This window comes from Amycolatopsis sp. NPDC104587 (assembly GCF_055583645.1).
The window spans coordinates 393105-413628 of the sequence record NZ_JBVJNO010000001.1 but is presented as its reverse complement, the minus strand read 5'-3'; the positions used below and the strand labels follow the sequence as shown (position 1 = coordinate 413628).

Sequence of the window (20524 nt, the reverse complement as noted above, 5' to 3'; positions counted from 1 at the left end):
ATCGGATCCGACTCGGCTTCGCGCTTTCAGTACAACGTCCGGTCGGAAGCGACCACCTTGACGTGCACCAGCGTCGGACGCGGGTCGGCGAGCGCCGCCCGCAGGCCCGGGACCAGACCGGCCGGCTCGCTGATCGTCACGCCCCGGCACCCCATGCTCGACGCCAGCGCCGCGAAGTCGATGCCGCCCAGCTCGGTCCCGGGGAGCTTCGCGCCGCCGATCGCGTCGCCGAGGATGCGGACCGCGGCGTACTCGGTGTTGTCCAGGATCACGAAGGTCACCGGGACTTCCTGACGTGCGGCCGTCCACAGCGCCTGGATGCCGTACATGCTGGAGCCGTCACCGATCACCCCCACCACGCGGCGGTCCGGGCGGCCGAGCGCCACGCCGACCGCGGCCGGAAGGCCGTAGCCGAGTGCCCCGCTGGCGTTGGTCAGGAAACCCGAATCCGTGGCGGTGATCGGCAGGAAGTCGTGCAGGGCGCCGCGGTGACTGGGCGTCTCCTCGACGACGATCGCGTTGTCCGGCAACAGGTCTGCGAGCGCCGAGTAGGCGAACTCGGCAGTGAGCTTGTCGGCGCCGGGCTTCGCGGGACGTGCCAGCGGGGCGGGTGCCGGGCGGCCACTGCGCTCGACGGCGTTCAGCAGGGCCCGCACGCCGAGCTTCGGCGTCGCGCGGATGCCGGTGCCTTCGAAGGCGCGCGCGAGGATCTGCTCGTCGTCGCTGACGATGAACAGCGGCGGCAGCGGAGCTTCCCCGCGGCCGCGCTCGACGTGGTAGGTGAAGGCGGGCGCGCCCAGCACGATCACGAGGTCGTGCGCCGCGAGCTTGTCCGAGACGGCGCCGCGTTCGGGGTCGAGGAACCCTTGGAACAGCGGGTGGTCCTCCGGGAACGAGCACCGGAACGACATCGGCGCGACCCACACACCGGCGTTGAGCCGTTCGGCGAGCGCGACGGTTTCCACGACGGCCGAGTCCTGGTCGACGGCGCCCCCGACGACGATCGCCGGCCGCTCGGCGGCTTCCAGCGCGGCGGCGAGCTCGGTGACGGCCTCGGGGTCCGGCGCGAAGCCCCGGATGCGCGGCCGGGAGATGACGGGCCGTTCGGTCGTGACGGTCCAGTCGTCCGCCGGCACGGACACGAAGACCGGACCCGACGGCGCCTGCGTGGCGACGTGGTAGGCGCGCGCCAGTGCGGCCGGGACGTCCTCGGCCGTGGCGGGCTCGATCGACCACTTCACGTACGGCTTCGGGAACTCCGGCGCGTCCATCGCCCCGAGGAACGGTTCGTGCGGGATGAGGGAACGAACCTGCTGCCCGGCGACGATGATCAGCGGTGTCCGGTTGCGGTAGGCGTTGAAGAGGCTGCCGAGGCCGTGCCCGACCCCGCCGGCGGAGTGCAGGTTGACGAGGACGGCCTGCCGCGTGGCCTGCGAATAGGCATCGGCCATCGCCACGACGGCGGACTCCTGCAGCCCCAGGACGTAGTCGAAGTCGTCCGGCCAGTCCGTCAGGAACGGGACCTCGGTGGTGCCGGGGTTGCCGAACACCGTGGTGAGGCCGAGTTCGCGGAGGAGTTCGCGGGTGGCGTCCAGCACCGTGCGCTTGATCATGCCCCCCAGACTAATGCTTAGTCTTGCGAAGGAAAGCCCCCCAAGCGGCCGCACTGACGACGAGGGTGCCACCCGCGCGGTCCTTGGTGTCGCGGACTTGCGACACCGGGCCGAGCGCCACCTCCACGCAGTTCTCCTCGGTCCCGCTGTAGCTGGACTTGCGCCACATCACGCCTCCAAGTCGGCGATCACCCCCCGCACGAGCGCGCAGGACTCCTGCTCGCCCATGGCCAGTGCCGCCATCATCCGCTGGGCCGCCCGGTAATCGGCCACCTGCTGGTCATCGTAGAGGTAAGCACTTCCCCGGTACTGCTCCAGAAAGACGATCGGCGGCAGGTCGGCGAAGTCGAAGATCACGAAGGAACCGTTGAGGCCCGGGTGGAAGTCCTCACTGTCCGGCAGGACTCGGAGGCTGATGTTCCCCCGCTCGGCCATCTCTGCGAGATGGCCGAGCTGCGGGATCATGATGGAGTCGCCGCCCCGACGCTGCCGGAGGGCGGTCTCGGCCAGGAAGACCGTGTAGGGCGACGGATCGCGGCCGGTCAGCACCTCCTGCCGCAGCAGGCGCACCTTGATCCGCAGCTCCACCTCCTCGCGCGGGCGCCCGGCCGCCGCGAGGATCGCGCGCACGTACTCCGGAGTCTGCAGCAACCCCGGAATCAGCAGCGGCTCCCACGCGAAGATCGCCGAGGCCGTGCGCTCGTACTCGATGAAGGCCGACAACCGCGGCGAGATCCCCGGAATGCTCCGCTCGAGCCAGTTCGGCTCCTTCGCGTACTCCGCCAGCTCCAGCAACCTCTCCCGCTCCACCGGCTCCACCTGCATCGCCCCGAGCAGCAGCCCCACCTGCGCCACGTTCGGCACCCTCGTCCCGCTCTCCCAGTGCGACAGCACCTGCGGCGCGACGTCCACCTGCCGCGCCAGCTGCCGCAGCCCCAGCCCGCGCGCCACCCTCGCCGCGCGGAGGCCGAAGCCCAGCGCGCGGGACCTCGGGGTCGCCACTCGTGTTGACATGGGCACATTCTGTCACCGGGCACCGACAAAAACCGGACGCCGGGGCCGTCGCGAATCCGCGACAGCCCCGGCGTCCCACCACGTCAGCCGATCAGGCCCGACAAGCCACTGCCCTTGAACGAGCCCCAGCCGGTCACCTGGTCATACCCCGTCCCGGCGGTGAAACCAGTGGTGCCGTGGAGGGTGTTGTTGCCCGTCGTCACGTCGTGGAAGCCCGTGCCGTACGAGGACCCGTTGCCGATCGAGTAGAACTTCGGGTTCAGGTTGCCCAGGCCGCCGCCGTGCACCTGGTTCTGGAGCGTCGCGAACGCCGCCCACAGCGGGGCCGCGCCCGACGTGCCCCACACCGTCTCCCACGAACCCGCCGTGTAGATGTAGTAACCCGAGCCGCTCGCCGCGTCGGCCGAGACGTCCGGGACCTTGCGGTTGGTCGTGCTCTGCGAGGACTGCCACGACGGCGCCGTGAACACCGTCGAGATGCCGCCGCCGGTGGACCCGTTCGTCGCGCCGTCGTTCCACGCCTTCTCGCTGCTGTAAGCGTTCGACGTCGTCACGGTCAGCTGCGTGCCGCCGACCCCGGTCACGTTCGGGCTGGACGCCGGGAAGTCCACGGCCTTCGCCGTCGAACCGTTCTGGCGGTAGCAGTCGGTCGTGCCGTCGTCGCCCGCGGCCGCGAAGTACGAGATGCCCTCCGCGGTGCCGGTCGCGATCGCGTTGCTGACGCTCTTCGCCGCGCTCGAACCCTCCGCGGATTCACAGGCTCCCCAAGAGATCGAGACGACGTTCACCGTGTGGTCCGACGCGATCTTCTGGTACATCGCCAGTTCGCCGGCGCTGGTGTTCGGGGCCTCGTACACGTAGTCGTTGGCCTTTGCCGCCAGCGCGTGCACGACCTCGATGTCGAGCTCGACCTCGATCTGGCCGTCCCCCGGCGAGGAGTCGTAGTTCGCGCCGCTGACCGGGACCGTCGTCACCGTGCCCGCCGAAAGGCCGTACGTGCTGTCGTACTTGGTGATGTTGGACTTCTGGTAACCGTCGAACTCGACGAAGCCGACCTTCACACCGCTGCCGGTGGCCGAGAGACCGCTTGTCCCGTAAGCGGTCTTGAGCACCGGTGGGGTCACCGCCTTGACGGCGTTGGGCTGGGCGGCCACCGACGAGTGCGTCCGGACGGCGTGGTTGTCGAGGCCGACGACGTTCGCCACCACACTCGAAACGTCCGAAGGCACGGCCGGCGCGGCGTCGTTGGCGAAGAAGTCGCGGCCGGAAACCCGGTCGTGGTAGGTCCCGATCCGGGTGCGGAACGCCGATTCGAGCTGCGCCGCCGAGCCGGTGAACGTGATGGCCTGCCGGTTGCCGGAAACCTCGATCCCGGTCGCGCCCGCTTTCCCGAGAAATGAGACGGCCTGGTCGACGTCGGCCTGGGTCGGGCCGAACTCGGCGGAGAACTGCGCCGGCGTCAAGAAGTGGTGGTATTGCGGCGACGCGGGGTTCTGGACGTCGGCGAGGAACTTTTCCAGCGTCTGCTGGTTGTGCAGTTTCAGCGAGAGCGCGGCGGTGATCCGCTGCCCGCCCGCGACGTCGCCGGTGCGAGCGCTGCCGACCAGCGGCGCGGCGCTGTCGGCCAGCGTGACCAGGGGTTCCGTGGCCGCGGCGGCCGGGACGGCCACGGCGAGGCCGAGCAACGCAGGCAACGGCACAGCGGCCGCGACGAGCTTGCGCAAGCGCATGGGAAATTTCCTCTCGGCGAGGGGGACCGGACCTGCGCGGAATGCTCGCCGCAGGTTGCCGAGAAGCATAAGAAACCGCTCTCGCGCCGAGGAACCTACTTTTGTCTGCCGTTTCGCGGTTCCCCTTTTTGATTTCCAAACGGTTTACCTCGGCATTGCGAACTGATTATTGTCCGGAATGCCCGAGAGCGTCGACGCGGTCGGCGATCTCCTGCGCGTCCGCATTGCCGGAAAACCGGCGCGCGGCCGCCGACAGCGACCGCAGCCGCTGCCGGGTCCGCGGGGACCGCAGCGCGGCCGCCAGCTCGATCGCCTCCTCGCCGACGGCGGAGGCGACGTCGAGGTCGCCGTCCAGCGTGTGGACGGTGGCGAGCCAGATCAGCGTGAGCGACCGGCTGCGCGCCATCCCGCGGCCGTACCCGGCGATCGCGTCGGTGAGCGCGGGGATGCCGTCGCGGCCGTGCCGGATGTCGACCACCTGGGCCAGCTCGCCGTGCACCGTGCCGATCATCGCCGCCATGTCGCCGGCGCCGAAGAACGAGTCCCACGGCGAAGGCTCGCGCCCCTCGGCTTCCGCGAACTCTTCGCGGGCGCGGCGCAGGTAGGTCAGGGCCTCGGTGACGTCGGCCTTCTTGGCGTGCGCCCACGCCTGGTTGGCCGACAGGATCGCCTGCGCCAGCTTGGAGTGCGCCAGCAACGCCGCCTCCCGGCCCCGCGCGAACTCCGCCAGCGCCGCGTCGACGGCGCCGTAGTGCAGGTGCAGCCGCCCGATGCGGTAGCGGATGTTGGCCTGGAGGTCGTCGTTGCCGGCTTCGACGGCCAGTTCCAGCGCCCGCCGGAACGCGGCGAGCGCGGCGGCCGGGCGGTCCTGGTCGAAGTTCGTCCAGCCGGCCAGGTTGTACAGGTCGGCGACGGCGGTGTACAGCCGCGCCAGGACGGCGGTCTTGGTCACGCCGTCCAGCAGCGCCACGGCGGCGGGCAGCCGTTTCTCGACCGCCGCTTGGCAGGAGCCGCCGCCGTAGCGGTAGTCCAGCGTCCTGAGCTCGGCGACGACGTCCTCCAGCCGTCGCACGTCGGCGAGACCCACGCGTGCACCACGCTGGTCGTCCCGCCCTCCACTGCCGTCCATGGCAGCCCTCCGTCCGTAGAGAGCTGCCGGGCAGCTCCCGTTCATTCCCCGCCGGGCCAGGCCGGAGCCCGCTCCCGCGAAGGACTGGCGCCGGGCAGCACCCCGGCGGCGGTCAGCACCACACCCGTGGCGGTTTCCGCGATCTTGACGGCGGCCAGCAGGCCGGTGAGGGCGAGCGAGCCGCCGAGCCCCAGCTTCGCGAACTCGTCTTCGGAGGTCTCGGGTCCACGTTGCCGCGGTAGCGCACCGGTCACGATTCGGCCTTCCGGGTCGTTCCGGACGCACTCGCGCGGCAATCGCGCGGAATGAGCCGCTCCCACGCGACAGAAATCCACCGCATGGTCATGCTCTTCGTTTCCTGTTGTCCTCGCAACGAGTTCGTCTCGAACTGAATACGCGCGCACACGGCGCCGCCTCCCGCACTGAGATCGATTCCTGGTGATCGGCCTGATCGCGAAATGCCGGACAACCGTAGCCAGCCCGGCGCAGCGAAATCAGCCGCCAACCAGGTCATCCCCTCGAAGTGCCCGTGCGGCCGCACGTGCAGCGCCGGCTCGCCCGCTGCACGGGACGAATGCAAATTCACCGGACGGGACGCCATTACCGCGCACGGAAGAACATCGGCGGAAATCGTTTTATCCCGCCGATGTCCCGAGTAATTCCGGAAAACGATCAGGATTTGACGAGGTCGACCCAGGTGCGCACCGATCCGGCGTCCACCGGAAACTGCCAGCCGCCGGGCCGGACCGCGCTCCCGACATGGAACCCGCGCACCCCGCCCGCGCGCAAGAGGTGCACCTGCTGCGCGCGCAGGCCGCCGCCGACGAGCAGCTCCGGCCCGCCTTCGCGCTGCGCGAGCCGTTGCAGCACCGAAAGACCACTGGCTACCCCGTTCGGGTGGCCGGCCGCGAGCACCGTGTCACAGCCGAGCGCGGCGAGCTGGTCGTAGGCGCGCAACGGATCCCGCGTGCGGTCGATGGCGCGGTGGAACGTCCAGGACAGGCCGCCGATCTCCTTGACCAGCGCCTCACAGGCGTCCAGGTCGATCTCGCTGTCCACGGTGAGGAAGCCGAAGACGAACTCACGCGCGCCCGCGTCGATCAGCCGGGCGGTGTCCGCGCGCAGTCCTTCGAGGTCACCCATGGCGAAGGAACCGTTGTCCCGCAACATGACCCGCACCGGGAGGTCCGACGCCGCAAGCACGTCACGCAGGGTCTCGACCGACGGCGTGAGGCCGTCCTGAGCCATGTCGGCAACCAGTTCGAGGCGGTCGGCTCCCCCCGCTTGCGCGGCTACGGCGTCCGCCGCGTCCAGCGCGATCACTTCCAGCAGGGGCGTCTTCGAGCTCATGCCTCATCCGTTTCACTGGTTCCGGGTGTCGTCTCCCCTCGCGTGCCGCCCTCGCCGGAAGCCGCCTTGAAGGCTTGTCATCCGCTCGCGCACCGCTTCCGGGGAAAGAGAGAGTATCGGCCGCTGCTCCGGCACCGCTCCGGGGCTCGCCGCCGCGTCGGCGGGCTGCAGGAACGGCCAGGTGTCCTCCGCGCCGTCCTCCTGCTCCAGCTCGGCCGGTGTCGGCCACTGGTAGTCGGGCTCGATCGCGGCGGGCGGCGCGACGGGCGGGAACTGCGGATCGGTGTCCTCGTCGTCCGGGTTCGCCCCGGAGCTTTCACGTGAAAGTGGCGGGGGTGGTGGGGCGAGCGCGTGCCGCGGCTCCAGCGGGGCGGGCCGCGGCTCTTCGGCCACCGGACGCGGCTCCACGGCCTTGCGCGGCGCCTCGGGGGCCGCGGACGCGTCGAACCAGCGCGACAGGACGTCGCGGTAGGCGGGCATCCGCTCGGTCGGGGCGTCGAAGTCCAGGTGCGAGTCGTCGTCCGCGCTCGGCCACTCCGGGGCCTGGTCGCGGGCCACCACCGGCGCGCGGCGCGGCGGGCCGGCCTCGATCGACGGCGGCGTCAGCTCTTCCGGCTCGGCCGGCTCCGGCTCCGGCGGCGTGAGCGGGGCCAGCGGCGCGAGCAGCTCGGGTTCCGGAGCGGCGGCCGGCTCGGGCGGCGGGGGCGGCGCCGGCATCGGCGGCAGCTCGACGATCAGCGCGGACGGCACCAGCACGGTCGCGACCAGCCCGGTGTCCCGGCCCGCGCTGAGGCTGACGTCGATGTGGTGGCGCTTGGCCAGTGTCGCGACCACGAACAGGCCCATCCGGCGCGAGACCTCGACGTCGACGTCCGGCGGGTTCGCCAGCCGCAGGTTGGTGCGGTTGATCTCGGCCTGCGGCATGCCGGCGCCGTGGTCGATGATCTCGATCTGCCAGTCGCCGTCGTGGGTTTCGGCGCTCGCGACGGTGACCGTCGTGTCGCCGGAGTAGCGCGTCGCGTTCTCCAGCAGCTCCGAAACGACGTGCACGAGGTCGTTGACGGCCTCCCCGCGGACCGCGACCTGCGGCGCCGGGCCGAGCTCGATCCGCTGGTAGTGCTCGACCTCCGAGAGCGCGGCGCCGACGATCTCGTCGGCCGAGACCGCGCCGGCGTCGTCCCGCGAGGAGTCCTGGCCGGACAGGACCAGCAGGTTCTCGCTGTTGCGCCGCATCCGCGTCGCGAGGTGGTCGAGCTCGAAGAGGCCGGCGAGGGTGTCCGGGTCCTGCTCGTCGGCCTCCATCCGGTCGAGCACCGACAGCTGCCGCTCGACGAGGTCCTGGCTGCGCTGCGAGAGGTTGACGAACATCGCGTTGACGTTCTCGCGCAGCATCGCCTGTTCGCCGGCGAGCCGGACCGCTTCGCCGTGCACGGCGTCGAACGCGCGGGCCACCTGGCCGACCTCTTCGCGGGTGAACACCGGGACCGGCGCGATGGCGAGCCGCTTGCGGAGGTTCTCCGGCGCCGGCTCGGGGTCGGTGAGCAGGCCCTGGACCGCCGCGGGCAGCCGGTGCTCGGCCACCTCCAGCGCCGTCCGGCGCAGGATTCGCAAGGGGCGCAACAGGGACCGCGCGATCACGACCGACAGCACCCCCGCGACGAGCAGGACGGCGAGCACGACTCCGCCGTCCCAGATCGCTGCCGTGCGTGCTTGCGCCGCAAGGGCGTCCGTGCGTTCCTGCAACTGGACCAGCAGCGCTTCCTGCACCTGGTGGGCGAGGTTCACCGTGTGGGTCGCCGAGGTGTCCCACTGGTTCGGGTCGAGGCCCGAGAGGTCCTGGTTGTTCTCGGTGCGGGTGAGCGCGGACTCGACCATGTCGTTGCCGATGTCGACGACCAGGCCGATCACCGTGTCGTCGAACATCCGCTGCTGGTCGGGGGTGGCGAAGGTGCGGTAGTCGTTGCGCGCGGCGGCCAGCTCGGCTTCCGCGCCGAGCAGCGCGCGCGTCCGGTCGCGGTCGAGCGTGCCCGCGGCGAGGGCCTCGGCCATCACCGCGCGCTTGACCGACATCTGGTCCTTGATCCGCGCCAGCGCGTTGCCTGCCAGGCGCAACCGCGCGAGCTCGGGGTCGGAGACGTCGGCGGCGGCCGAGTCGCTGATGTCGAGCAGGCCGGAGATCAGCTCGCTGTAGGAGCGCAGGACGGCGTCGGCGGGGAACGCCGAATGCTCCGCGGAGAACCGGAGGCCGCCGAGCACGCGCAGCCGGTCGTCGGTCTGCTGCAGGCTTTCCGCGGCCTTGGCGTCGAGGCGGGGCTTGCTGTCGGCGAGGGTCCGCTCGAACGTCCCGATGGCCTGGTCGACGCGTTTGCGCTGGCCGGCGAGGTCGCCGGTGTCGCCTTGGCGGTTTTGCGCAACGAACCGCACCGTGAGGTCGCGCTCGCGTTGCAGTTCGTGCAAGGCTTCGGCCACCGTGTTGTCGACCCGGCCGCGCGTGGCGAACTCCGCGAGCTGCCGGGCGTCGCGCAGGTCCGAGCTGATCCTCAGGCCGACGAGCGCGATCACCGCCAGCGCGGGAATCAGGAGGACGGCGAAGAGCTTGGTGCCGAGGCGCCAGTTCCGCAGCCGCCAGCGGCCGCCGGCCGGACGTGGATCCGCCGCGTCGCCGCCCTTGCGGGGACGCTTGTCGCGACGGGTCACCTGGTTTCCTTTTCCACCGCGGGAGGAACCCGCGGACGTACCGACATCTCGAACCTACTGAACGGTAGCCCGCCCCATGCCGATCCGAAAGCCGTGCTGGCGCGAGACGGCCCTGCCCGCGATCGTATGGGGCGCGGACCATACGATCCAGCACGAGAACCAGATTCTCGCGGTAGGTGAAGGTTCATGATCAGACGCGGACGGACGATTCCGCTGGTAGCGGCGCTGCTGGCGACCGCGGGATGCAGCGTGTTCTCTTCCGGCTCGCCTGCCGCCCCGCCGCCATTGGAACGGACCACTCTGCGTGTGGGTGTGGGAAATGCCATCGACACGGCCCCGCTGCGCATCGCCGTGGCGGCGGGAAAGTTCGGCTCCGCGGGACTGAACGTCCAGCTGGTGGAACTCGGCGGCGACGACGGCCTGGCCAAGCTGACCAGCGGCGATCTCGACGTCACCTTCGCTTCGGACATCGCGATGTTCCGCGCCGCGGCCGGCGGGACGGCGTTGCAGCTGCAGGGCGAGGCGTACACGTCCGGCCCGAACACCATGGCCCTGGTCACACTGCCCGGCTCCGACTACCCGGTCCCGACGGCGAAGAAGGCCCCCGAGATCGCGGTCAACATGCTCGACGACGTCGGCGCGCTCGCGGCGCGCTCGGTGCTGGGCACCGCAGGCGTGGACGTCGCGAAGATCAAGTTCAAGCCGGTCGGGTTCGACCAGATGCCGCAGGCGCTCCAGGCGGGCGACGCGGACGCGGCCCTGATGATCGAGCCGTACATCACCCGAGCCGAGAAGGACCTGGGCGCCCACATCCTGGCCGACGGCGCCCGCGGTGCGACGCTCGACTTCCCGCTGTCGGGGTATGCGTCGGCCAAGCCGTTCGCCCAGTCCAACCCGCGCACGCTGGCGGCGTTCCGGAAGGCGCTGGGGGCGGCCCAGCAGAGCGCGACGGACCCGGCGACGGTCCGCGACGCGCTGCCGAAGTTCTCCGACATCGACACGACGACGGCGTCGCTGATCTCGCTGGGTTCGTATCCGGCGTCGCTCAACGGCATCCGGCTGCAGCGGGTGGCTGATCTGATGCACAACTCCGGGCAGCTGGCGGATCGGTTGGATGTGCAGTCGCTGCTTCCGGACCAGAACAGCTACTAGCTTTCGCCGGGGGCCTCGGGGCGCCGGAGCCCGCCCAAGCGTCGCGGTTCGGCTAGATGTTCTCGCCGGGCGGCGCCAGGCAGACCACGCGGAACGGCGGACCGGCGTAGATCCGGATGTCGTCCGCCCCTTCGCAGTCCTTGCCGTCGCGAGAGCTGGTGAGGACTTCGGCGCGTTCCTCGGCCGCCGGATCGGTGCAGCTGACCTTGGCCACCTTGGCCTCGTCGTCGACGTCGCGGAGGCAGTCGCCGGTGCGGACGTTCAGGGCGAGGCAGAGCGTCAGCCCGGCGCCGGAGCCGGTTGTGGTCTTGAACCGCACGTAGCCGTTCGAGGAGCAGGTCGAGGTCCCGCGGTAGCTGTCGTCGACCTTGTAGGTCGCGCTGTCGCCGGCGCAGCCGACCCGGTGGTAGGCGAGCTTGCCGCCGCCTTCCCTCGTCAGGTAGAGGCAGCTGCCGTCGGACGGCGTGCCGCTGCTCCCGATCCAGTAGATCGCCATCGCGCCCAGCGCGCCCAGGCCCAGCGCGGCGACGACACACGCCACCAGCGTGATCCGCACCTTCACCGTGAACCAGTGCGGGATCGGCGCCCGCCCGGGCGCGGGCGGCATCGGCGCGCCCGGCATCGGCGTGGACGGCGCCGGCGTCGCGTAGTCCGGCGTCCGGAACGGGTTGTCGTCGGTCACATGCCCTCCAGTGATCCCCTCGGCACATCGCCGCGTCCCCGGACCGCGACGGGTGCGGGCCGGAGCGAGGCACGTATAACAGTAGTTGTGACTGATGGCCCGCTGATCGTCCAGTCCGACAAGACCGTGCTCCTGGAGGTCGACCACCCCCAGGCCGATGACGCGCGGATCGCCATCGCGCCGTTCGCCGAGCTCGAACGGGCGCCGGAACACGTCCACACCTACCGCATCACGCCCCTGGCCTTGTGGAACGCGCGCGCCGCGGGCCACGACGCCGAGCAGGTCGTCGACGCGCTGACGACGTACTCGCGCTTCCCGGTGCCGCAGCCGCTGCTGATCGACGTCGTCGACGTCATGGGCCGGTTCGGCCGGCTGCAGATCGCCAACCACCCGGCGCACGGGCTGGTGATGTCCACGACCGACCGCGCGGTGCTCACCGAGGTCTCGCGGAACAAGAAGATCAGCCCGATGCTCGGCGCCCGGATCGACGAGGACACCGTCATCGTTCACCCGTCCGAGCGTGGCCGGCTGAAGCAGGCGCTGCTGAAGGTCGGCTGGCCGGCCGAGGACCTCGCCGGGTACGTCGACGGCGAAGCGCACCCGATCGCGCTCGACGAAAGCGACTGGCACCTGCGCGACTACCAGCGGATGGCCGCGGAGGCGTTTTGGGCGGGCGGCTCCGGCGTCGTCGTGCTGCCGTGCGGCGCGGGCAAGACGCTGGTCGGCGCGGCGGCGATGGCGAAGGCGCAGGCCACGACACTGATCCTGGTGACGAATACCGTCGCGGGGCGGCAGTGGAAGCGCGAGCTGATCGCGCGGACGTCGCTGACCGAAGAGGAGATCGGCGAGTACTCCGGCGAGAAGAAGGAGATCCGGCCGGTCACCATCGCGACCTACCAGGTGGTCACCCGCAAGACCAAGGGCGAGTACCGGCACCTGGAGCTGTTCGACTCGCGCGACTGGGGCCTGGTCGTCTACGACGAGGTCCACCTGCTGCCGGCGCCGGTCTTCCGGATGACGGCGGACCTGCAGTCGCGGCGGCGCCTCGGCCTGACCGCGACGCTCGTGCGCGAAGACGGCCGCGAGGGCGACGTCTTCTCGCTGATCGGGCCGAAGCGCTACGACGTGCCGTGGCGCGACATCGAGGCGCAGGGCTGGATCGCGCCGGCGAAGTGCACCGAGGTCCGGGTGACGCTGACCGACGCCGAACGGCTCGAGTACGCGACTGCCGAGGCCGACGAGCGCTACAAGCTGGCGGCGACGGCGCTGACGAAGACCCCGGTGATCAAGTCCATCGTGGCCAAGCACGCCGGCGAGCCGACGCTGGTCATCGGCGCCTACCTCGACCAGCTGGAGATGCTCGGCGACGAGCTCGACGCGCCGGTGATCCAGGGCGCGACGAAGAACAAGGAGCGCGAGGAGCTCTTCGACAAGTTCCGCCGCGGCGAGATCAAGACGCTGGTGGTGTCGAAGGTCGCGAACTTCTCGATCGACCTGCCCGAGGCGTCGGTGGCGATCCAGATCTCCGGCACGTTCGGCTCGCGGCAGGAGGAGGCCCAGCGCCTCGGCCGCCTGCTGCGTCCCAAGGGCGACGGCCGGCAGGCGCACTTCTACTCGATCGTCTCGCGCGACACGGTCGACACGGAGTACGCGGCGCACCGGCAGCGGTTCCTGGCGGAGCAGGGGTACGCGTACCACATCGTGGACGCGGACGACCTGCTCCGGCCGCTCTGACCGGTCAGGTGAGCGCGGGCGTGATCTCCCGCGCCACACGGTGGCCCGACTCGGCGGCGCCGTCCATGTAGCCCGCCCAGCGCGTGGCGGTCTCGGTGCCGGCCCAGTGCAGCGGCCCGATCGGCGCGCGCAGGGCCGGCCCGAAGCGGGTGAGGGTGCCGGGGGCGGCGAACGCGCCGTAGCAGCCGCGGCTGAACTCCTCCTCGGCCCAGTCGCGCTCGAGGTAGGCGATCGGGTTCCGGGCCCGGGGCCCGAAGTAGCCGGCGAGGTCGTCGAGCACCCGGGCGCGGCGGTCCGCCTCGGTCAGCCGCGCCCCGGCGTCGGCGTGCCGTCCTTCGAGGAAGCCGACGAGCACCGCGGGCGAGCCGTCGTGCGGCGTGTTGTCGAAGACCGTGCCCAGCGTGCGCCGGTCGCTGTTGGCCTGGCCGCTCAACCCGTCCGTGCGCCAGAACGGCTCGTCGTAGACCACGTTGACCTTGATCACCCGTCCCATCGGCAGGCGCTGGACGAGCTGGTCGCGGTCGCCGGGCAGCCCCGGGGTGAACCGCACGCGCGCCACGAGGGGCGGCGGCACCGCGAACACGGCGCGGCGAGCACGAACGACCGTGCCGCCCGCCTTCACCCGGACGCCCGCGGTGTCCCACTCGACGTCGGTCACCGCGGCGCCGAGCACAACCCGGTCACCGAGCTCGTCGGCGAGGCCGAGCGCGATCCGCTGCGAGCCGCCGACGACGCGGTCCTGCTGCGCACCGCCCGTCGTGGTGATCATCGGGTCGAGGCCGCCCGCCGAGCTGAGGTAGAAAGCCGTCCACAGCAGGGAAAGGTCCTCGGGTTCGGCGGAGAACACGGCCTCGGTGATGACGCGGAAGAACGATCGGCCGCCGGTAGTGCGGGCCGTGCGCCGCAGCCAGGTCGCGAAGGTCTGGCCGTCCAGGTCCGCGGCCCGCCTCGCCCGCCAAGGCTCGTCGGCCGGCACCCGGCGGGTCAGGCGGTCCAGCCGCAGCTGCGTCTGGGCGATGTCCGCCAGCGCCACGGGGTTCAGCCGCGGGATCCGGCCGGTGTACTCGGCGCGGCGCCCGGCGAACTCGGCGATGTGCCGGCCGGTGTCGTGCGTGGGGTAGGTGCGCAGGCCCAGCTCCTCGATCAGCGCGAGGACCTGGTGCTGGCCCGGCCCGACCCACTGACCGCCCACCTCGATGGGGCCGCCGCCGGGCAGCTCGCCGTTGAGCAGCCGGCCGCCGACCCGGTCCCGGGCCTCCAGCACCAGCACGTCGGCCCCGGCCCGGACGAGGTCGCGCGCGGCGACCAGTCCCGCGATCCCGGCCCCGACGACCACGACGTCCACGGACTTCTCCATCGGCCACCCGCTCTCATACACGCTGTATCTGAAATTCAGAGTGTATGTGATAGTCATGGCGAATGGAATCGGTGCGCGTGAAGTACGCGGAACACACCCGTCAGGCCCTGTTCGACGCCGGCCTGCGCCTGTTCACCGAACGCGAGTACGCGAGCCTGTCGACGGAAGAGCTCGTGCGCGCCGCGGGCCTGACCCGGGGCGCCCTGTACCACCACTTCGACGGCAAGCGCGGGCTGTTCGAAGCGGTCATGGACGAGCTGGAAGGCCAGGCCGCACAGCGCATCCGGACGGCGACCGCCTCGGCGGACGACCCCTTCGAGCGCGCCGGACGCGGTGTCGCGGAGTTCCTCGCGGTCTGCGCCGAGCCGGGCTACCGCCACGTCGTGCTCCTGCAGGGCCCGATCGCCCTCGGCTGGCACCGCTGGCGCGAACTGGACCAGCAGCACCTCGGCGGCTTGCTCACCGAAGCGGTCCAGACCCTGATCGCGACCGGCGCGGTCCGGCCGCACCCCGCCGGCCTCCTCACCGCCGCCTTCTACGGCGCCCTCACCGAGCTCGCCATGGTGATCGCCGAGACGGACGACCCGGACCTGGCGCGAACCGAGGCCACGGACCTCGTCCGCGACCTGATCGCCGGCTTGACGACCCCGGGCTGACCACCCCTTCGGCCCAGCGAATCGTCACAGGAGCAACTTCCGCCACTTCCTTCTCGCATCGAGCCCTGACCTACGGTTTTCCTGATTCACTCGAACGGATGAGCGGCCAGATCACTGGAAATTGTCGGACCCTCGAACTACTGTTCGACATGCACCAGCCGAACACAAGTTCGAGGGGACGCTCCATGACGATCGCACCGCTCCGCCCCGGCACACCCGCGCCGCCGGTCCAGACCCTGCCACCGGGGTCCTGGCACGGCCGGCTGTGGGTGTCCGACCTGCCCTTGACCCGCCCCGAGCGTTACCTCGGCTGCGTGGCCGAGTTCGAGCGGTCGGGTCTGTGGCCGGTGCTGATCCCGCACGACCAGCGTTTCGCGGCGAACGGCGAGGACTGGATCGACGACCGCGGCCGCCTGGCCCCAGCGGGCCACCGGGTGTCCACTGCGGACCCGGCGGCGGTCCTGGACCGCTGGTGGGACGCATCGTGTTGCGACGGCGCCTGCCTGCGCCCGTTCGGCGCCCGCTTCCCGGGCCTGGCGAAGAGGAGCCCGCGCCGCTCGGACCCGCTGGCGGAGGCGGGCAACACAGGCTCGATCCTGGCCAACCGCGCCCCGCACCGCCTGGGCCTGGTCCAGACAGAGCGTCCGGCGGACATCCCGGCCCTGCTGGGCTGGACGGGGATGATCAAGTGCACGGACCAGGTGGCCGAGCTGTCGGCGGTGCTGCGGAGCTGGGAGGACCGTTTCGGCGCAACGCTGGTGGTGCTGGGTTACGACACATTGGAGCTGTCGGTGGCGGCTCCGCCAAGGAACCAGGCACGAGCGTTGACGGTGGCGGCCGAGCACCGAGCGTTCAGCCTGCCCACGTTCGCAGGCCAGCCCGGGAACTTGAGGGAGTACGCATCCGACCTGGTCCAGACCCGCCACTGGCGTTTCTCCTGGGCGTAAAGGTTCGTCCCGGCCCCGAGCGAGCGTCCGTCTGGGGAACCCAGAAAGGAGCGGCGTTGGTCATCCCGTCGCCTGAGGCCGTGAAATCACTTTGAGCCAGGCCCGCAACACACAGCCCAAAGCGAGCAGAGAGCGCAACCTTGCGGGCCTGGCTCAAAGTGATAGGCCTCAGCTCAGGCGACGGGATGCCCACGAGCGGCCAACCGACGAAGGTGAGATGAAAGCAAAACCCAAGGTCATCCCAGAGCCTGCCCGTCCGGCGAGGACAGTCTTTCCGACAGCGACAACCCTATGAGCAAACGCCTCAAGGGACCAATAAGACGACCGTCCCCAAAACTGGGCCACCTGTCCCACCCGACAGTCCACCGGTCCAACCACAGCCAAGTTTGGCCACCCCGCCAACCGGGAACCACCCACGGCGGAAAGGCGGTGAGCAGAATCGCCAAAATCCGCATAGGCACATCAGGCTGGCGCTACCCACCCTGGCGAGGGGTGTTCTACCCGCACGACCTGTCCCAGCGACGTGAGCTGGAGTACTTGTCCCACCGGATGACAACGGTAGAGATCAACGGCTCGTTCTACTCGTTACAACGCCCAGCCCGCTACCGAGCCTGGTTCGCCGAAACCCCCGCCGACTTCCTCTTCGCGGTAAAGGGTGGCCGCTTCATCACGCACATGAAGCAGCTAAGAGACGTCGAGACGGCGCTAGCGAACTTCTACGCGTCAGGAGTCCTGGCGCTGGGAGCGAAACTGGGCCCATTCCTCTGGCAACTCCCCCCAAGACTGACGTTCGACCCGAACCGCCTGGCGGACTTCTTCACGCTCCTCCCACGCACGACAACGGAGGCGGCCGAGCTGGCAACAAAGCACGACGACAAGCTGAAGGACCCCCCGTACCTCGAAGCGGGCAAACGGCGCCCCCTCCGGCACGCACTCGAAGTCCGCCACCCGAGCTTCGCCGAACCCGCAGCAAAGGAACTCCTGCGGAAACACGGAATCGCCCTGGTGGTAGCGGACACGGCAGGCAAGTGGCCATACGTCGAGGACCAGACGGCGGACTTCACCTACATCCGCCTCCACGGCGACGAAGAGCTGTACGTAAGCGGCTACTCGGACAAGGCCCTGCGAACCTGGGCCGACAAGATCCGCACCTGGCACGAGGACGGCCACCGCGACGTGCACATCTACTTCGACAACGACGTAAAGGTGGAGGCGCCCCGCAACGCCGAAACGCTGGCCGACCTGCTGGGGGTAGCGCCGCAACCAAGCCAGTGAGCGAACAGTGAGCGCAATCAGCTTGGGTGGTGAGGGCGGCCCGGACCGTCTCGCGCGCTGTCACTGGGGGTCGGCACGCGAACGGTCCGCCGCCACTAACTCCACCCCACGCCACGCACCTGCGACGGCCTGCCGCCAGCCGCAGCGACCACCGCCGGCGAACCAGCCCACAGCGGGCGCCCGCTATCCGCGCCGACCTGGGATGCCAGCCACCCGACCCGCGCTGCAAGCCGCCACCGCGGGCAGCGCCGCCAGGCGCGCGCGCCCAATCCTCACGGGCCGCCATCGCCGCGCTGCAGCCGCAGCAGTCATCCGCGCCGCCTGCCGCGACCGCGGGCAGCGCCGCCAGGCGCGCGCCCCAACCCCGCCCTCAGCCGCCCGCACCCACCAGCGCCGCCAACTTCGCGCGCACGTCATCCGCGTCCGGGTGCCCCAGCTCGGTCAACAACCGCACCGACCGCAGCCAGCACTCCTTCGCCGCCCCCACATCCCCATGCCGCAAATACACCGACCCCAACTGCGCCAGCACGTCCGCCCCTTCGTACTGCTCACCCATCGCGAAAAACATCCCCACCGACTCCCGCATACACGCAACCCCCTCATCGAGCCGCCCCAGCCCGACCAGCGCCAACCCCCGCGTGTGCTGCGTGAACCGTGAATCCACCGGCTCGCCGTCCTCATCCACCACCGCCAGCGCCGCATCGGCCAGCCGGAGCGCCTGCTCGTGATCACCCATCGACGTGCAGATGTCGCCCAGCGCCCGCAGCACGCTCGCCTCGAACCCGCCCAGCCGCAGCTCGCGGACGATCTCCAGGGCCTGCTTGCCGTGCTCGTACGCCCAGGCGTAGTCATCCAGATTGTGCGCCGCCAGCGCCAGGTTGTAGTGCGCCCGCGCCTCGCCCTCGCGCGCGCCGAGCTCGCGCTGGATCGTCAGCACCTGCTCCAGGTACCGCCGCGACTCGCCGTACTCGCGGGCGACGCCGTTGACCACCCCCAGCCCGCTGAGAATCCCCGCCTCCCCCGGCCGGTGCCCGCTCGCCCGCGCGGCGTCCAGCGCCACCGCGAACACCGAGCGCCAGTCGTCCAGCCGCGAGCGCGTCACGAAGTAGCTCTGCAGCAGCCACGCCAGCTTCCAGCAGACGTCGTCACGGCGGCCGCGCGCCAGGTGCACCGCCGCGATGAGGTTGCCGTGCTCCTCGTCGAACCAGGTCAGCGCGTCCTGGTGCCCGGAAAACACCAGACCGCCGCCGGGCTCCAGCTCCAGCAGCCGGTAGTAGCGCTCCGGCCGCATCCGCTGGGACGCGTTCAGCGCCGACGTCACGTACCACCCCAGCAGCCGATCCAAGGCGGCTTCACGCTGCGAAGCCGTGTCGACCTGCGAAGCGACTTCGCCCGCGTACGCGCGGATGAGGTCGTGGAACTGGTAGCGGCCCGGCCGTGGCTGGGCGAGCAGGTGCGCTGCGGCCAGGGTTTCCAGCATCGGCCGGGTCGTCGTGACGTCCAGGCCCGCGACCGCGGCCGCCGCCGGCGCGGTGAAGTCGACGCCGGTCGACAGCCCCAGCAGCCGCAACAGCCGCGCCGTCGACGGCTCGAGTGCCTGGTAGGAGTACGAAAGCACCGAGCGGATGTTCGTCCCCTCGCCGTCGGCGAGGTCGAACGAGCCGAGCAGGTCCGTCTCCAGCGAGCGGGCGAACTCGTCGAGCGCCAGGCCGGGGAACTGCGCCGCCCGCACGGCGAGGATCCGGATCGCCAGCGGCAGCCCGCCGCAGTGCCGCACGAACCGTTCGGCCGCCGCCGGGTCATTCGCGACGCGCTCGACGCCGATCGTGGACGCCAGCAGCTCCACGGCGTCCTCCTCACCGAGCTCCTCGAGCGCGATCCGCCGCGCGCCGTGCGTCGCGACCAGCGCGCGCAGCTGCCAGCGGCTGGTGATGACGACCAGGCAGCCCGGCCCGGGCAGCAGCGGCGCGACCTGCTGGGTGCGGTTGGCGTTGTCGAGCAGGACGAGCAGCCGCCGCCCCGCGCTGTGCGTCCGCCAGCTCGCCGCGCGGCCGTCGAGGTCACCCGGGACCGCCTCGCTCGGCACGCCCAGCGCGGTGAGCATCGCGTCGAGCGCCGCCGACGGCTCGACCGGTTCGCCGGGCCCGTAACCGCGCAGGTTGAGGTACACCTGGCCGCCGGGGAACCGGTCGGCGACCTCGTGCGCGAAGTGCACGGCCAGGGTTGTCTTGCCGATGCCGCCCATGCCCTCGACGGACGCGATCGGCGTCGACGCGTCGGCGTCCAGGGCCTCCGGCAGCAGCGTGTGCAACGCCTTGAGGTCGCTCTCGCGCCCGGAGAACGTCGGCAGGTCGGCGGGCAGCTGGTGCGGCACCTGCGGTTCGGCGCCGAGCCGGTAGCGCGCCGGCGCGGCGCCGTCGTCGGCGCCGGTGAGGATCGCCTGGCGGGTGCGCTGCAGCGACGGCCCCGGGTCGAGCCCGAGCTCGTCGGCGAGCACGTCGCTGATCCGGCGGTGGACGTCGAGCGCTTCGGCTTGCCGCCCCGACCGGTACAGCGCGATCATCAGCTGCTCGTGCAAGCGCTCCCGCAGCGGGTTTTCCCTGGTCAGGCGCACCAGTTCAACCACGACGGCGTCGTGGTCGCCGACTTCGAGCAGCGCGTCGGCCCACTGCTCGCGGACGCGCAGCCGTTCTTCGGCGAGCTGGCCGCCTTCGTCGCGGTGCAGCGCGTCGGACTCGACGTTCAGCAGCGCCGGCCCCCGCCACTGCCCGAGCGCCTCGGCGAAGTGCGCGGCCGCCTGCCGGCTTTCGCCGCGGTCCATCGCCGCCTTGCCCCGCGTGGCGAGCGCGCGGAACCGGGTCAGGTCGAGCAGGTCGTCCGCGAGCTCGATCCGGTACCCGCCGCTCTCCGTGCGGATCGCGACCTGGTCACCGAGGGCGCGGCGCAGGCGCAGCACGTAAGTCTGGAGCGCGCCCTTGGAGCGGCGGCGGTCGTCGTCCCACAGCCAGCGGCCCAGCTCGTCGACCGGCACGACCCGGTTCGCGCGCAGCAGCAGCCCGGCCAGCACGATCAACGGCCGGCTGCCCCCGAGGGGCACCGGGCGGCCGTCGGCCGTGACCTCGGCCGGACCCAGCACGCGGAAGTCGAGGACCACATGGTCATTCTGGCCGGAAACGCGCTGTTCGGCA

At 71.1% G+C, this 20524-nt stretch carries 16 protein-coding genes; 5 read left to right on the top strand and 11 right to left on the bottom strand.

The features are described 5' to 3' along the window. Positions 1 to 26: 26 nt before the first annotated feature. The 8 genes from mdlC to ACZ61C_RS01955 all read right to left on the bottom strand — a co-directional run bounded on the left by mdlC (position 27) and on the right by ACZ61C_RS01955 (position 9533). Complete coding sequence (gene mdlC, locus ACZ61C_RS01990) at positions 27 to 1613, bottom strand: benzoylformate decarboxylase (RefSeq protein WP_465301816.1); 1587 nt, start codon at positions 1611 to 1613, stop codon at positions 27 to 29. A gap of 10 nt (positions 1614 to 1623) precedes the next feature. Next, on the bottom strand, positions 1624 to 1782 hold the full coding sequence (locus ACZ61C_RS01985; protein ID WP_465301814.1) for a DUF397 domain-containing protein: 159 nt from the start codon (positions 1780 to 1782) through the stop codon (positions 1624 to 1626). Next, positions 1782 to 2627, bottom strand: coding sequence for a helix-turn-helix domain-containing protein (locus ACZ61C_RS01980; protein WP_465301812.1), 846 nt, complete (start codon positions 2625 to 2627; stop codon positions 1782 to 1784). The genes ACZ61C_RS01985 and ACZ61C_RS01980 overlap by 1 nt, the downstream gene beginning before the upstream one ends. A gap of 83 nt (positions 2628 to 2710) precedes the next feature. Then, positions 2711 to 4357, bottom strand: a complete 1647-nt coding sequence (locus tag ACZ61C_RS01975) for a S53 family peptidase (RefSeq protein ID WP_465301810.1) — start codon at positions 4355 to 4357, stop codon at positions 2711 to 2713. Positions 4358 to 4523: 166 nt separating this feature from the next. Then, entirely contained in the window at positions 4524 to 5444 is a 921-nt protein-coding gene (locus tag ACZ61C_RS01970) for a hypothetical protein (RefSeq protein ID WP_465301808.1), read from the bottom strand. Between the two features lie 83 nt (positions 5445 to 5527). Then, positions 5528 to 5740: a hypothetical protein gene (locus ACZ61C_RS01965; RefSeq protein ID WP_465301806.1), complete on the bottom strand. Its 213-nt coding sequence runs from the start codon at positions 5738 to 5740 to the stop codon at positions 5528 to 5530. A 418-nt stretch (positions 5741 to 6158) separates the two neighbouring features. After that, positions 6159 to 6836, bottom strand: a complete 678-nt coding sequence (locus ACZ61C_RS01960) for a copper homeostasis protein CutC (protein WP_465301804.1) — start codon at positions 6834 to 6836, stop codon at positions 6159 to 6161. A 12-nt stretch (positions 6837 to 6848) separates the two neighbouring features. After that, the gene (locus tag ACZ61C_RS01955; RefSeq protein ID WP_465301802.1) at positions 6849 to 9533 is read right to left on the bottom strand and encodes a sensor histidine kinase; all 2685 of its coding nucleotides are present in this window, start codon (positions 9531 to 9533) and stop codon (positions 6849 to 6851) included. 186 nt (positions 9534 to 9719) lie between these two features. Between ACZ61C_RS01955 and ACZ61C_RS01950 the strand changes: the two genes are divergently transcribed. After that, a complete protein-coding gene (locus tag ACZ61C_RS01950; RefSeq protein WP_465301800.1) occupies positions 9720 to 10685 on the top strand; it encodes an ABC transporter substrate-binding protein in 966 nt (321 codons plus the stop codon). Positions 10686 to 10737: 52 nt separating this feature from the next. On the opposite strand, the gene ACZ61C_RS01945 is transcribed toward ACZ61C_RS01950, so the two are convergent. Then, complete coding sequence (locus ACZ61C_RS01945; RefSeq protein WP_465301798.1) at positions 10738 to 11367, bottom strand: LppU/SCO3897 family protein; 630 nt, start codon at positions 11365 to 11367, stop codon at positions 10738 to 10740. Between the two features lie 87 nt (positions 11368 to 11454). Between ACZ61C_RS01945 and ACZ61C_RS01940 the strand changes: the two genes are divergently transcribed. Next, positions 11455 to 13101, top strand: a complete 1647-nt coding sequence (locus tag ACZ61C_RS01940) for a DNA repair helicase XPB (RefSeq protein WP_465301796.1) — start codon at positions 11455 to 11457, stop codon at positions 13099 to 13101. Positions 13102 to 13105: 4 nt separating this feature from the next. Here the strand turns inward: ACZ61C_RS01940 and ACZ61C_RS01935 are convergent, their stop codons facing one another. Next, positions 13106 to 14458 carry a flavin monoamine oxidase family protein gene (locus ACZ61C_RS01935; protein WP_465301794.1) on the bottom strand — a complete coding sequence of 451 codons (1353 nt, stop codon included), beginning with the start codon at positions 14456 to 14458 and terminating at the stop codon, positions 13106 to 13108. 62 nt (positions 14459 to 14520) lie between these two features. Between ACZ61C_RS01935 and ACZ61C_RS01930 the strand changes: the two genes are divergently transcribed. From ACZ61C_RS01930 to ACZ61C_RS01920, 3 genes are all read left to right on the top strand, one after another. Next, positions 14521 to 15114, top strand: a complete 594-nt coding sequence (locus tag ACZ61C_RS01930; RefSeq protein WP_465301792.1) for a TetR/AcrR family transcriptional regulator — start codon at positions 14521 to 14523, stop codon at positions 15112 to 15114. Positions 15115 to 15299: 185 nt separating this feature from the next. Then, positions 15300 to 16061 carry a DUF4253 domain-containing protein gene (locus ACZ61C_RS01925; RefSeq protein WP_465301790.1) on the top strand — a complete coding sequence of 254 codons (762 nt, stop codon included), beginning with the start codon at positions 15300 to 15302 and terminating at the stop codon, positions 16059 to 16061. 429 nt (positions 16062 to 16490) lie between these two features. Then, entirely contained in the window at positions 16491 to 17336 is an 846-nt protein-coding gene (locus tag ACZ61C_RS01920; RefSeq protein ID WP_465301788.1) for a DUF72 domain-containing protein, read from the top strand. Positions 17337 to 17706: 370 nt separating this feature from the next. Here ACZ61C_RS01920 and ACZ61C_RS01915 read toward each other — a convergent pair whose 3' ends face one another. Further along, positions 17707 to 20490 (bottom strand): AfsR/SARP family transcriptional regulator, encoded by a 2784-nt coding sequence (locus ACZ61C_RS01915; RefSeq protein WP_465301786.1) that lies wholly within the window; start codon positions 20488 to 20490, stop codon positions 17707 to 17709. Positions 20491 to 20524 lie beyond the last annotated feature (34 nt).

Coding starts and splice junctions, on each gene's coding strand:
- ACZ61C_RS01930 (WP_465301792.1), top strand. CDS start 14,521: ATGGAATCGGTGCGCGTGAAGTACGCGGAACACACCCGTCAGGCCCTG.
- ACZ61C_RS01980 (WP_465301812.1), bottom strand. CDS start 2,627: ATGTCAACACGAGTGGCGACCCCGAGGTCCCGCGCGCTGGGCTTCGGC.
- mdlC (WP_465301816.1), bottom strand. CDS start 1,613: ATGATCAAGCGCACGGTGCTGGACGCCACCCGCGAACTCCTCCGCGAA.
- ACZ61C_RS01925 (WP_465301790.1), top strand. CDS start 15,300: ATGACGATCGCACCGCTCCGCCCCGGCACACCCGCGCCGCCGGTCCAG.
- ACZ61C_RS01985 (WP_465301814.1), bottom strand. CDS start 1,782: ATGTGGCGCAAGTCCAGCTACAGCGGGACCGAGGAGAACTGCGTGGAG.
- ACZ61C_RS01950 (WP_465301800.1), top strand. CDS start 9,720: ATGATCAGACGCGGACGGACGATTCCGCTGGTAGCGGCGCTGCTGGCG.
- ACZ61C_RS01960 (WP_465301804.1), bottom strand. CDS start 6,836: ATGAGCTCGAAGACGCCCCTGCTGGAAGTGATCGCGCTGGACGCGGCG.
- ACZ61C_RS01975 (WP_465301810.1), bottom strand. CDS start 4,357: ATGCGCTTGCGCAAGCTCGTCGCGGCCGCTGTGCCGTTGCCTGCGTTG.
- ACZ61C_RS01935 (WP_465301794.1), bottom strand. CDS start 14,458: ATGGAGAAGTCCGTGGACGTCGTGGTCGTCGGGGCCGGGATCGCGGGA.